General features: G+C 54.2%; 11 protein-coding genes. 7 read left to right on the top strand and 4 right to left on the bottom strand.

What is annotated here, in order from left to right:
* Positions 1 to 169: 169 nt before the first annotated feature.
* Complete coding sequence (locus tag AAC086_RS15625) at positions 170 to 1,081, bottom strand: NAD(P)-dependent oxidoreductase (protein WP_339779998.1); 912 nt, start codon at positions 1,079 to 1,081, stop codon at positions 170 to 172.
* A 196-nt stretch (positions 1,082 to 1,277) separates the two neighbouring features.
* Positions 1,278 to 1,691, bottom strand: a complete 414-nt coding sequence (locus tag AAC086_RS15620) for a tellurite resistance TerB family protein (RefSeq protein ID WP_339780190.1) — start codon at positions 1,689 to 1,691, stop codon at positions 1,278 to 1,280.
* A gap of 130 nt (positions 1,692 to 1,821) precedes the next feature.
* Between AAC086_RS15620 and AAC086_RS15615 the strand changes: the two genes are divergently transcribed.
* Together AAC086_RS15615 and AAC086_RS15610 are read left to right on the top strand one after the other, a co-directional pair.
* Positions 1,822 to 1,944: a hypothetical protein gene (locus AAC086_RS15615; protein WP_339779996.1), complete on the top strand. Its 123-nt coding sequence runs from the start codon at positions 1,822 to 1,824 to the stop codon at positions 1,942 to 1,944.
* Between the two features lie 116 nt (positions 1,945 to 2,060).
* Entirely contained in the window at positions 2,061 to 5,168 is a 3,108-nt protein-coding gene (locus AAC086_RS15610) for an EAL domain-containing protein (RefSeq protein WP_339779993.1), read from the top strand.
* A gap of 80 nt (positions 5,169 to 5,248) precedes the next feature.
* Here the strand turns inward: AAC086_RS15610 and AAC086_RS15605 are convergent, their stop codons facing one another.
* Both AAC086_RS15605 and AAC086_RS15600 read right to left on the bottom strand, forming a co-directional pair.
* Entirely contained in the window at positions 5,249 to 5,986 is a 738-nt protein-coding gene (locus AAC086_RS15605; protein WP_339779991.1) for a response regulator transcription factor, read from the bottom strand.
* Positions 5,967 to 7,172 (bottom strand): hypothetical protein, encoded by a 1,206-nt coding sequence (locus AAC086_RS15600; RefSeq protein WP_339779989.1) that lies wholly within the window; start codon positions 7,170 to 7,172, stop codon positions 5,967 to 5,969. The genes AAC086_RS15605 and AAC086_RS15600 overlap by 20 nt, the downstream gene beginning before the upstream one ends.
* A 238-nt stretch (positions 7,173 to 7,410) precedes the next feature.
* On the opposite strand from AAC086_RS15600, the gene AAC086_RS15595 reads away from it, so the two are divergent.
* Genes AAC086_RS15595 through AAC086_RS15575 form a run of 5 tightly spaced genes read left to right on the top strand, consistent with a single transcriptional unit; the run spans position 7,411 to position 12,741 of the window.
* The gene (locus tag AAC086_RS15595; protein ID WP_339779987.1) at positions 7,411 to 8,424 is read left to right on the top strand and encodes an ABC transporter substrate-binding protein; all 1,014 of its coding nucleotides are present in this window, start codon (positions 7,411 to 7,413) and stop codon (positions 8,422 to 8,424) included.
* A 12-nt stretch (positions 8,425 to 8,436) separates the two neighbouring features.
* Positions 8,437 to 9,915, top strand: coding sequence for a sugar ABC transporter ATP-binding protein (locus AAC086_RS15590; RefSeq protein WP_339779985.1), 1,479 nt, complete (start codon positions 8,437 to 8,439; stop codon positions 9,913 to 9,915).
* The gene (locus tag AAC086_RS15585) at positions 9,912 to 10,838 is read left to right on the top strand and encodes an ABC transporter permease (protein ID WP_339779983.1); all 927 of its coding nucleotides are present in this window, start codon (positions 9,912 to 9,914) and stop codon (positions 10,836 to 10,838) included. Before AAC086_RS15590 ends, AAC086_RS15585 begins: the two co-directional genes overlap by 4 nt.
* Complete coding sequence (locus AAC086_RS15580; protein ID WP_339779981.1) at positions 10,835 to 11,839, top strand: ABC transporter permease; 1,005 nt, start codon at positions 10,835 to 10,837, stop codon at positions 11,837 to 11,839. The genes AAC086_RS15585 and AAC086_RS15580 overlap by 4 nt, the downstream gene beginning before the upstream one ends.
* Entirely contained in the window at positions 11,836 to 12,741 is a 906-nt protein-coding gene (locus tag AAC086_RS15575; protein WP_339779978.1) for an SMP-30/gluconolactonase/LRE family protein, read from the top strand. The genes AAC086_RS15580 and AAC086_RS15575 overlap by 4 nt, the downstream gene beginning before the upstream one ends.
* Positions 12,742 to 12,761: the final 20 nt, after the last annotated feature.

The following is a 12,761-nucleotide window of genomic DNA, read 5'->3' as shown; positions in this document are numbered from 1 at the left end:
GTGGCGAAATTGTCCGGTTTGCAACGGGGTTTATCATGCCTGACGCAGGGGTAAACATAAATACAAACCTGTTTGTATCGGATCGGACAAAAACAACCCCCGGCACCGGGTGCCAGGGGTGTGGGATGGGATCATAAAACAGGTTGAAAACCGGTTTTGGTGTGGCGGTTTAATCTTCTTCGTAGATTTTAATCAGGGCGGAATGGTCAAGCTCACCGCCGCCAAGGTCGATCAGTTCGTCATAAAGTTCCATCGCCAGACGCGTCATCGGCAGTTCCAGCCCCAGATCGGTTTCGGAAAATTCCAGCGCCTGATAAAGGTCTTTGCGCTGGGTGATGGCTTTGCCGCCCGGTTCAAAATTGCGTTCGATCATGCGTTTGCCGTGCTGCTGTAAAACCGTTGAATCGGCAAAGCCCCCGGTCAGGGCTTCGCGCAGGCTGGCGATATTGACCCCGGCTTCTTCGGCCATGGAGAATGATTCGGCAATGGCGGCAATGGTGACGCCGACAATCATTTGATTGGCGGCCTTGGCGATCTGCCCGGCACCGGCCTGCCCGACATAGGTGACGCGGTTGCCCAGGACCTTGAAAATACGGTCAACCCGCTGGAAAATATCGGGCTCGCCGCCCACCATGATCGACAGCGTACCCGATTGTGCGCCCAGTGTGCCGCCTGATACCGGGGCGTCCAGCCATTCACCGCCAGCATCCTCGACGGCATCGGCAAAACGGCGCGTGGCGTCGACCGAGGTGGTGCCCATGTCGATGACGATGGTATCTTCTTCCAGACCATCAAGAATGCCATCTTCACCCATCAGCACATTCTCGACAGCATCGGTGTCGGCAACACAGATAATGACGATGTCGGCTTCGGCGACAGCATCCGCCGGGGTCGCGGCGGTTTCAACACCGAGATCCTCGAACATGTTCAGCGTTTCAGGGTTGCGGGTGGTTACGGTCAGTTTTGCACCCGCCTTTTCCAGATTAAGGGCCATCGGGCGCCCCATAAGCCCCAGTCCGATGAAGGCTATGTTTTCGCCTGCCAGTGCGGTCATGACGGTCTGTTCCCTTTGTTCGTGCAATCGGTCAATGGTGATCTGCGCCAGCTAGATATGGCGCCTGAAAATATCGCGGGTCCCGCGCAAAGAAACCGGACCCTTTTATGGTGCCCGGCAATTCTGATGGGGTTTTTGTGGTGCCGGTTTTACGGTTTATTGTGGCAAATCAGCGTCGAAATCCGTGGTTTCCTGCGGCAGGGTGCCGCAAATCACATAGGAGTTATATGTCGCCGGGGCGCAAATAACGGGCCGCCATGGCCCGTTCGATGGCAGCGCCAACCAAACGATCAATATCAAGACGATGACGGATCAATTCCAGGATGCGCAGTTCTTCCTGACTGATTTCGACGTCGGACAGGACAATCTCGCAGGCAAAAACATAAGCGGTTTCGCGCATTTTTTTGGAAAGAGCATCGCGGATCAGGATAAGGGTTTTATCCAGCCCGTCTTCTTCGCCCAACCGGGCGGCGCAGTCGCGCGTGACATCTGTCAGGCGTTCGCTGTCAAAACCGGCAAATACGGGAAGATAACGCACGCGGCGCGCCATTGCGGAAAGCTCGGCATCGGTAATGTCGTTGTCTGCTGCAGACACCATCACCATAGTGTAGATCAATGCGTCCTGATGAGAAATCACCATTGTTCTCCTCGACATTCCGGGTTTGACAAGGGCGCGTCTGCCGACGGGTCATTCGACCTGATCGAGCCTCAGGTTAGAACGGGAACCGGTCCCTCGCAACTGTTTAAGGGGATAGGAAGCGAAAATAGTGCCAATGACGCCCGGCACGGATGGCGTGGTGGCTGAAAACCGCCCGGTTACGCGGGAAGAAAACCGCGCGGAATATGTTGTAAAAGCAGAAATAGTTTTTAGAGATAAAGCTTTTGATTGATACTGGTGTGAGGAATGCGAACAAATGCGGACAGGTTCAAAAAGCCCTTTGCAGCACGTTGGTGAAAAGCTATGGTCGCGCTGACATAACAAAAACAGATGATAATAGCCGGGGAAATGGGAGCCAACATTTCAATTGATGCCGCCATGGCAGTTGCGGCACTGGTTACGTGTGACAATGTGCCTGCGGCAGTTATTGCTCCTGACCGGCAAGTGATGCTGGGAAATGCCGCGTGGGTCGCTGCATTTGGTATGCAGGCATCAGATCAGCTTGTGTGGCAGCCTGTTGGTGCCTATCGTCAGATTTCCGATATTGTTGCGCGGGCGCGTCAAAGCCAGGACCGGGACAAACCGCAAGGCGAAACATTTGTTATTCCGGTAGCAGGGATGGCACAGCGCTATTTTCTGGGATGGTGGCTGCCGCTTGCGGGGGGCAATGTTATTCGTGTTGTGATGCTGACGCAAAAGGATCGGCTGATTTCGTCGGGGTTGATGATTTCACCTTTGCCGGTGCTTGTGCTGGGCCCGGACGGGGAATTTCGGCATGGCAATGCCGCCGCAGAACTGGTTGCCATGGAAGTGGGATTACCCAATGTTGCCGCCCTGGCAATTCCAGGCGGCCAACGCCCGTTAAGTGGCCCGGCCGAACCGGGCCAAACGATGCGTTCGGTTCATTATGGACAGCGCATTTTTCAGTGGCGACGTACATTTCTGGCAGATAATGGCGGCTTTGCATGGTTCGGCCGCGATTGCACGCGCGAGGAAAGTTATCGCCGGGCGCTGGAACATGCGGTGCAGGGCATTCTTGATTTATCGGCTGACGGGCAGGTGACCGAGGTCAGCGAGGCGGTTGCGCCGCTATTTGGCTTTGAGGATACGGCATCTGTTAAGCAGGCATACCAACTTAAGCCTGAAACATTTTATGCGCGCGAAGATGATTTGGTGGAATTGGCCCGGCATTTGCGCCGTGGTCACGGGTTTAGCGACCGCGAAATCGAAATGCGCCGTCAGGATGGCAGCCAGATCTGGGTGCGGATGAATGCCACCGTCATTCATGGGGAAGGCGGCGTTTTGCTGGGCTATAGCATCACCCTGATTGATGTGACCAAAAGCCGGCAGGCCGAAGATGATTTGCGCCGCCGTCAGGAACGCTATCGTGCGCTGGTTCAGACGGCTGGCAGCGTGATTATGTTTCTCGATGCCGAAGGGCGCATCCTGGAATATAATCGCGAAAGTGAATGGACCTTTGGCTATTCATGGATGGAAGCGGCGGGGCGCAATTTTTTTGATTTGCTGGTGATCGAGCGCGAGCGCGCCAACGTTGCCCGGCGTGTTCATCGCATGATTGCCGGTGAAATCATCAAGGATGAAGTGATATCCATTCGCCGCAAGGACGGCGAGATTCGTTTGTTGCAGTGGAATGCCCGCGCCCATTTTGCCGAAAACGGCAATGTCGGCGGGGTCATTTGCATCGGTCAGGATGTGACGGAAAAAACCGCCGTGGAACGCGCCCTGCGTTTGGCCGAGGAAAAATATCGCGGTATTTTTGAAAACTCTGCCGAGGGGCTTTATCAGTCCAAACCACTGGGGCCATTATTGTCGGCCAACCCGGCCTTTGTGTCGATCCTTGGATACGAGAATGAGCACGAGCTGGTCGGGCAGGAAGCGTTGGCGCGCGACGGGTTTTATGTGAAACCCGGCGTGCGGTTCCAATTTACCGGGCGGTTGTTGCGCGATGGCATTGTCCAGGGGTTTGAAGCTGAGCTGCGCCGCAGTGATGGCAAGATTATCTGGATCGAGGAAAACGCCCGTCTGGTGCGCGATGATCGTGGCGTGCCGGTTTTGATTGAAGGGTCTATTACCGATATTACAGATCGGAAACGCTCCGCAGCGCGTATCCAGTTTTTGGCCCATCATGACGGGTTGACCGGGCTTCCCAACCGGACTTTGTTTCAGGAACGTCTTGCGATGGCAGTCACGCGGGGCAAGCGCGAGCATAGAAGTTTTGTTTTGATGCTGTTTGATCTGGATAATTTCAAGGACATCAACGATACGCTGGGCCATCCGATTGGTGATTTGCTGTTGCAAGGGGTGGGGGAACGTATGCGCGTGCGGTTGCGCAACGAAGATGTCGTGGCGCGGCTGGGCGGGGACGAGTTTGCCGTGCTGTTGCACGACCCGGGAACCGTCGGAGAAATTACCATTGTCGCCCAGCGCCTGATTGAACGGATCAGCGAGCGGTTTATGCTGGAAGGCAATGAAGTGCTGGTTTCGACCTCGGTCGGGATATGTGTGTATCCCAAGGACGGGCGCGACGAAAAAGACCTTTTGCGCAATGTTGACCTGGCACTTTACTGCTCCAAGGCGGAAGGGCGAAACCGGTATCATTTTTTTGAAACGCGGTTGCAGCTTGAGGTGCAGGAACGCAAGGCGCTGGAACGCGATTTGTCACGTGCCCTTGGCAATGATGAATTCGAGCTGTTCTATCAGCCGATTGTTGGTGCCACCGGCCACCAGATTGTTGGTATGGAAGCCCTGGTGCGCTGGTTCCATCCATCGCGCGGCATGGTTAGCCCGGTGGATTTTATATCGGTGGCAGAACGCATGGGTATTATTGCCGAAGTGGGCAAATGGGTTTTGAACAATGCCTGTATTCAGACCCGCAAATGGCGAGAAGCGGGGCTGGGAGAACTGCTGATTTCGGTTAATTTGTCGCCGCTGGAACTGGCACGGCATGAAGACCTGATTGAAAGTGTCGGCGACGCCCTGCAACGCACCGGCCTGGACCCGCGCCAATTGCAGTTTGAAGTGACCGAAGGGGCGATGATGGATAATCCGCGTGAAGCGGCCATTACGTTGGGGATGTTGCGAAACCAGGGTATTCGCATCGCAATTGATGATTTTGGCACCGGTTATTCGTCCCTGGCCTATTTAAAGCGCTTTCCGGTCGACAAGCTGAAAATCGACAGATCTTTTATTATTGATATGGCCGAGGAAGACGGCAGTTCGGCGATTGTTCGTGCTGTGGTGTTTATGGCGCGGTCGTTTGGCATGTCGGTGAATGTCGAGGGGATTGAAACCGAAACCCAGCTTGAACTGGTTTGCGCGGAAGGCGTTGACGAGTTACAGGGATTTTATTTCAGCAAACCTGTGCCCGCCGCCGAAATGGAAGCCCTGTTGCGAGCACAATACGAAGCGGGCCTAAAACCAGATGTGGTACATTAAAGCGATTTTTCGCTAAGCCAATGCCTTGAAACCGGACCCTTTGCGGTTATCCCCCGATACCCGATATTGTGTGACAATCATTATTCAGGCATGAGTTTTGATGATTTTGTCAGCCAGGCCCGAAGTTCCTTTTCTGCCGCCGACAGCCCTTCGCGGTTGATAATTTTTCGACTGATGGCGCAAGAAACAGCGCGGGCACGTTTGTTAAGGGCAATATCGAGATCGTTTTGGTCAAGCGCACCCACGTCAAGTTTATCATAAAGGGATAACAAGCGGTTTTGCACGGTGCGCAGCGAGAGTTTACGCCGTGTCGCAATGGCCTTGTCGGGAAGGCCCAGGGCAATATCAAGCAGGATGACATATTCAAACTCGGTTAGTGCACTGCGCGATCGCATTTGCTGGTTTTGGATCTGATGGACTTCGCGGTCAACGACGATTTGTGCCTCGATCAGCACAGCACGCAAGGCGAGGCGCATTCTATCCTGTGTTGCGGTTTTCAGGACATAGCCATAGGTTGCCTGATGGGGGACGATATTGGCGATACCGCGCAGATAGGCTTCGTCAGAGTAATTGGACCAGAACATAATGCGCGTATCGGGGCATCGCGCCCAAATGGTTCTGGCGGCCTCGATGCCGTTATGTTCCTTCATGCGCAGATCCATCACGATGGCCGTGACTTTGTGGCGCTGGGCTAGCGTTTCGCCTTCTTTGCCATCCCGGGCAATCAGGATTTCATCAAATTCCGGCAGGGCACTTTCGACGATTTCCCGAAGGAAATCGACATGCATTTTATCGTCTTCAACCAGCAGTATTTTCATGGGCCGTCCCTTTGGTATTTCCGGCTGCTTGGGGCAGCCTTAGTGTTATTTGCGTTCCGTTTACGGTGCTGATTTCATAGCGTGCACCGATAAGTTGGGCGCGGGTTTTCATATGGGCCAGGCCCCTTCGGGATTTGCGATCAGACAATCGAAAGGCGCCATTATCGCTAATCCTGATTTTCAGGAATCCGGTGTCATCATGACAGACAAGGACGGAGATATGCGCCGCCCCTGAATGCAGGACCGAATTGTTGGTGGCTTCTTGGCAGATGCGGAAAATGGCAATACGGATGGTTTCGGGCAAGGCATCGACCGCGCCGCCGGTGCGATCCTCGACATTGAAAGACATCGCACTTTCGTGGCTGACGGCACGTTCGAGATGGGTGACGATGGCATGATGAAAGCCGAAAAGCTCCAGGATGGACGGAATAGAGGTATCAATGATGTCGCGCAGATCCTGGATCATATTTTGCAATTGCTGTTGCAGGCGACGATGTTGTGCCTCGGTTAGTCCGGGGTGGATATCACGGGCAATGCGGGTCAGATCGGCCAGCGTCTGGTCGTGTAAATCCATTCCGATCCGTTGTCGTTCGGCTTCTAACGCATCGGTCAGGCTGAGCGCGCCAAGGCGCAAGCCTTCTTCCCGGGCAAGAATTTCGGCCCGAAATATGGCTTCCTTGCTTGCTTTTTCATTGGCCCGCAAGGCATAGAAATATGGGGCCAGAATATCGGCCAGAATGCGCACCTGTTCGACATGGTGCTGGTTATAGAAGTCTTCCTTTTTTGACGAACAGTTCAAGGAACCGACAACTTCACCCAGAACCTTCATCGCCACATTGACGCGACTGCGAAATTCATGATGCAGGATGGGGGCACTGATGGCGTCGGGGAAAACATAGCGCGGGTCTTTCAGCGCATTACCGGTCAAAAGATGGTCGGTTTTTCCCAAAAGAATGTCGCGCACCGGAGATTGTTTGACCGGGGACCGCGACGCACTCCAGCTTGTTTTTAGCCCAACTTCATAAGACGTGTTCCAGGTTTTGTCCGTATCTGTCAGGCAGACATCAAGATGATCAAATTCGATAATCTTGTCGATTTCCGATTTTACAGAATGCAAGGCGGAGTGGATATCGAGATTGCCTGCAAGCAGATTGGAAATGCGCAGGTAATGAGCGAGATCCGACATGAATGCTTCCTCCTGCGGTGACCATATGACGACGGGTTTGATTTGTCTTGCGGGAACCCGCAAGACGGGTGTGTGAACCCGCACGATTGATGCGGTGTCCGCTCTTTACGAATTTACCAGTATCGACGTAAATCCTATTGGTTAGAATAAGATAATCCTGTTGCCGTTCAAAACGGGAAAATTGACGCAAACAAAACAAACAAATCAGGACGTGGCACCGCCGCGTCAGGGAGGAAAAATGACATTCAAGAGCCTGCTTCTCGGCGCGATTGCCGGGACTATGATTGTGGCATCAGGCAGTGCCATGGCCGATACGTCTGGTAAAAAAATTGCCCTGTCAAACAACTATGCCGGAAATTCCTGGCGTCAGGCCATGCTCGAAAGCTGGGATAAGGTTACCGGGGCTGCTGTTAAAAGCGGGGTCGTTGCGGCTGCCGATGCATTTACCACATCGGAAAACCAGGCGACGGAACAAGCCGCGCAGATTCAGAACATGATTTTGCAGGGTTATGACGCGATTGTTGTGGATGCAGCCTCCCCGACTGCGATTAACGGCGCGATCAAGGAAGCCTGCGATGCCGGTATTATCGTGGTTTCCTTTGACGGTATTGTGACCGAGCCTTGTGCATGGCGGGTTGCAATCGATTTTCGGAAAATGGGGCGTGACCAGGTTCAATATCTCGAAAAACGCTATCCCGAGGGCGGCAATCTTTTGGAAATTCGCGGCCTTGCCGGGGTGTTCGTTGATGATGAAATCAGCGCGGGTATCCATGATGAAGTTGGCCGTTCCAAATTTAAAATTGTCGGTTCGGTTCATGGTGACTGGGCCCAGGACGTTGCCCAGAAAGCGGTGGCCGGTATTCTGCCCAGCCTGCCTGATATTACGGCAGTTGTAACCCAGGGCGGCGACGGATATGGGGCGGCACAGGCCTTTGCTGCGGCTAATCGCCCGATGCCGACCATCATTATGGGCAACCGCCAGGATGAACTGAAATGGTGGTCTGACCAACAGGCTGCCAATGGTTATGAGACCACGTCTTTGTCGATTGCACCGGGGATCAGCACTCTGGCATTCTGGGTTGCACAACAGATCCTTGACGGGAATGACGTGCCCAAGGAACTGACTGTACCGTTCTTGCATGTGGACGAAAGCACGCTGGCAAAAACCCTGAAAGACACCCCTGAAGGTTCGGTCGCCAATGTTGAATATTCATTGGATGATGCGAAAAACCTGATCGCGTCGACGAAGTAAGGCGACTTGATCATGGTGAAGAACCAAAAAGCGATCGGCACCGAGGAGGTGCCGATCATTACTTTGGCGGGTATCGGGGTTTCTTTCGGGGTGGTCAACGCCCTGAGCAATATCGACTTGAAAATCATGCCTGGTGAATGTGTCGGGGTGGTTGGCCATAACGGGGCTGGCAAGTCGACTTTGGTGAACGTGATCAATGGCCGTTTGTCGCCGACGACAGGCGATGCCAGCTATGATGGCGGCGACAGCAAGGCCGATTTTCGCAATTCCCAGCGGGCGAGAAATGTCGGAATCCGCAGCGTATTTCAGGAATTGTCGCTGTGCCCCAACCTGACAGTTCTGGAAAATTTGCGTATTCCTTACCGCAAAATGCCGTTGTGCAACTGGCGCGGCAATGCGGCACGGGCCGTGCGCACATCACTGGACGCCATTTTTCCCGGAAACGGGATTGACCCCTATAGCGTGGTTGGTGATCTGTCGATTGCCGAACGTCAGATGGTGGAAATTGCCATTGCCTTTTCCGGGCGCGATATTGATGCCCGACTGGTGATCCTTGATGAACCGACATCGTCGCTTGATGGTGCGATTGCCGATCAGTTGCTGGAATATATCAGGCAGTTTTGCGCCAGTGGTGGATCGATCATTTTTATATCCCACATGCTGGGCGAAATTTTCTCGGTCGCCAACCGCCTTGTTGTGATGAAAGACGGGCGCATTATTGCCAATGATGATGCCGCGCATTTTACCCGCGACAGCCTTGTGGATGCGATGGGCCATGTTGCCTCCGATGGGGCAGACGTGGCCGAAGCGCGAAAGCACACGGAATTTGGCCCTGAAGTGCTGCGAATGGCAAACGGGCTGACGGCGCGCAAGGGCGAAATCGTTGGTTTGGCGGGCCTGGCAGGACACGGGCAGGCCGAAGCCCTGGCGCAATGTTTTCTGGAACGGTCGTCAGACTGGCGCGCCAACCGTGAACCTGCCGTTGTTTTTGTTGCCGGGGACCGGGCGCGCGATGGTGTGATGCCGTTATGGTCGATCATGCGCAATTTAAGTTTGCAGACCCTGGTCGAGTTTAGTCGCCATTTTCTGGTGGACCGTGCGGCGGAAAAGAAGCTGGCACAGCACTGGCACCGTAAAATCGGCATTAAAACCGATAGTCTGGATCGTTCGATTTTATCGCTATCTGGCGGCAACCAGCAAAAGGTGCTGTTTTCACGGGCGCTGGCATCAAGCGCGCCGATTGTGGTGATGGACGATCCCATGCGCGGTGTGGATGTGGGCACCAAAAAGGAAGTGTATCGCATGATCCGCGGGGAAGCCGAAAAAGGCCGGACATTCCTTTGGTATTCCACCGAAACCGACGAAATTATGGAATGTGACCGCGTTTTTGTTTTCCGCGACAGCAAAATTGCCGCTGAACTTACGGGCGATGACATTACCGAAGAGAACATGCTTCGCGCATCGTTTGAAATGCAGGAGGCTGCCCAGTGAACCGCGATCATTTGCGTATTATGTTGCCGGTTTTGTCGCTGGCGATTTTGCTCGCTGCGGTGTTTTATCTGCAACCGCGCGCCATGAGCTATTTCGGGCTTAATCTTTTGTTCAATCTGGCGGTGCCGGTTGCCCTGGCAACGATTGCCCAGATGATGATCCTGATGGTCAATGACATTGACTTGTCGATTGGCACCTTTGTCAGCTTTTGTGCCTGCGTCACCGCAACCTTTGTGCAAACCGACCCCGTGGTCGGATATGCCATCTTGATGGCAGCGATCCTTGTTTATGCCGCGATGGGGGCGATTATCCATGCCCGTGGCCTGCCTGCGATTGTTGTCACACTGGGCATGTCGTTTTTCTGGTCGGGCATGGCGATTTTGATTTTGCCCTCGCCCGGCGGGTCCGCGCCAGACTGGTTGCGCACCATCATGAAAGCCAAGCCGCCCTTGTTGCCGGTGGCAATTATTGCGCCGATCCTGATTGCGCTGATTATGCATTATTTTGTTAAACGGTCGTCTTTGGGCGTGTTGCTGCGCGGTGTGGGCGGCAACGAACAGGCGATTGAGCGTTCTGGCTGGTCGGTTATCGGCCTAAAAGCAATTGCTTATGGTATTGCCGGGTTGTTTGGCGTGCTGGCGGGCATGGCGCTGGTGGGCTTGACCACATCGGCCGATGCCAATATTGCGTTGCGTTATACCCTGTTATCGATTGCCGGGGTGATTTTGGGCGGCGGCGAATTTACCGGCGGGCGGGTATCGCCGATCGGCGCGGTGATCGGGGCCTTGACCCTGACATTGGCGGCCAGTTTTCTATCGTTTTTGCATCTGTCATCTGACTGGCAGATTGGCGCACAAGGGGCGATCCTGATTTTGGTGCTTGCCGTGCGGCTTGTTTTTACCCGGCGGGAGGCACTGGTATGAATATGACCGTTAAAAACAGTGCCGATGGCAGGGAAAAGCGCGGGCTTAAACATCTGTCCGGGGCTGTATTGCGCAAGGCGTGGATATGGGCCTATCTGGCGGCCGGGGCAACCTATATCGCGGCCATGCTGGCCGGTACGGGCGGTGGCGGCGGGGCCGGGTCGTTGCTGTATGCGGCGTTTACCTTTGCATCCTTTGCCGTGATTGTGGGCGTCGGCCAGATGTTTGTCGTCACCCTGGGGCCGGGCAATGTGGATCTTTCCATTCCCGCAACCATGACCCTTGCCGGAACGATTGCGTTAAAATTCATGGCATCGGATGGTTCCCTTATTGTGCCAGGGCTTTTGATTGCGATTGGCGTTGGGCTGGCATGCGGGCTGTTTAACTTTGCGCTGATTTTGATGATGCGTATACCGCCTATTATCGCAACGCTGTCGGCGTCATTTTTGTTTCAGTCGCTGGCGATCTGGTCAAACCGGGGATTGCGAATCAAACCGCCGCAAAGTCTGGCCGATTTTGCCACCGGGGGCACGTTTGGCATTCCCAATGCCGCCCTGGTCGCCGTTCTGGTTTCGGTGCTGGCATGGGTGGTTTTGGAAAAGGCCATTGCCGGGCGCTGGATATTGGCAACCGGGCAAAACAAGCGGGCTGCCCGCCTGGCGGGTGTGCCGGTTAATATGGTGCATTTCGGGGTTTATGTCGGCTGTGCTGTTCTTGCCGCGTTTACCGGTTTTATTCTGGCCAGTTTTTCCGGCGGGGCGAACCTTAATATGGGAACAGAATATATGCTGATGTCGATTGCGGTGGTCGTGATTGGCGGGTCGTCGATTGCCGGGGGCAATTCAAATGTGCCCGGTATCTGGGCGGCGGCATTGTTCATGTTCCTGCTGGTGTCGATGCTTAATTCTTATGGTCTGGGTGCCGGGGTTCGTTTGATCCTGACCGGGTTGATTATTGTGTCTGTGGTTGCACTGGCCAGCAAAAGAAAGGGCAGGGTATGAACGGACCCTATGAAATTATCGATCCTCGTTTTCGCGACTTTGTACTGTTAAATGTCAGTTTGCGTCGGCTTTCGACCGGGCATTTATGGACAGAAGGGCCTGTGTGGTTTCCCGCGCACCAATGCCTGTTGTTTTCTGATATTCCCAATCAGAAAATCTATCGCTGGATGTGTGATGGTTCGGTCAATGTGTTTCGGGAAAATTCGAATTTTGCCAATGGCAATACCCGAGACCGGGAAGGCCGCCTGGTCAGTTGCCAGCACGGAACGCGGTCTGTCACCCGGACTGAACATGATGGCACGATTACAACACTGGCCGATCAGTTTGCGGGCAAACCCCTGAATTCGCCTAATGATGTGGTGGTTAAATCTGATGGCAGTATCTGGTTTACCGACCCGACATACGGCATTTTATCGGATTACGAGGGGTATAAATCGACCCCGGAACAAGACCATCACAGTGTTTTCCGCGTTGATCCCGATAACGGCGACCTAAGCCAGGTGGCAATTGATTTTGCCCAGCCGAACGGCCTTGCCTTTTCGGCTGACGAAAAACTGCTTTACGTTGCGGAATCTGGTGCCAGCCATGATGAAGACGTGGCCTCGGTTATTCGTGTTTACGATGTAATCGCGGATAACCGGCTTGAAAACGGACGTGATTTTGCCCGCATTGACCCGGGCCTGCCCGACGGGTTTCGGGTCGATTATCATGGCAATGTCTGGACGTCGGCGGCGGACGGCGTGCATTGCTTTGATGCGAACGGTGTGTTGCTGGGTAAAATTATGGTGCCTGAAACTGTCTCAAACCTGACATTTGGCGGGCCACGCGGCAACGAGTTGCTGATTACGGCAACAACAAGCGTTTATGCCATCCATGTTGATACGGCATCCGCCATCGTCTGAGGTGGTGTTTCTTTGCGGCG

The sequence above is a fragment of the uncultured Thalassospira sp. genome (genome assembly GCF_963976115.1).
Taxonomy (GTDB): domain Bacteria; phylum Pseudomonadota; class Alphaproteobacteria; order Rhodospirillales; family Thalassospiraceae; genus Thalassospira.
The sequence above is the reverse complement of the archived record's forward strand: the minus strand, read 5'-3'. Positions and strand labels throughout refer to the sequence as shown.

What these genes read in the sequence shown, in the direction of transcription:
- AAC086_RS15610 (WP_339779993.1), top strand. Translation starts at nt 2,061, where the DNA reads ATGGGAGCCAACATTTCAATTGATGCCGCCATGGCAGTTGCGGCACTG.
- AAC086_RS15605 (WP_339779991.1), bottom strand. Translation starts at nt 5,986, where the DNA reads ATGAAAATACTGCTGGTTGAAGACGATAAAATGCATGTCGATTTCCTT.
- AAC086_RS15600 (WP_339779989.1), bottom strand. Translation starts at nt 7,172, where the DNA reads ATGTCGGATCTCGCTCATTACCTGCGCATTTCCAATCTGCTTGCAGGC.
- AAC086_RS15595 (WP_339779987.1), top strand. Translation starts at nt 7,411, where the DNA reads ATGACATTCAAGAGCCTGCTTCTCGGCGCGATTGCCGGGACTATGATT.
- AAC086_RS15590 (WP_339779985.1), top strand. Translation starts at nt 8,437, where the DNA reads ATGGTGAAGAACCAAAAAGCGATCGGCACCGAGGAGGTGCCGATCATT.
- AAC086_RS15580 (WP_339779981.1), top strand. Translation starts at nt 10,835, where the DNA reads ATGAATATGACCGTTAAAAACAGTGCCGATGGCAGGGAAAAGCGCGGG.
- AAC086_RS15575 (WP_339779978.1), top strand. Translation starts at nt 11,836, where the DNA reads ATGAACGGACCCTATGAAATTATCGATCCTCGTTTTCGCGACTTTGTA.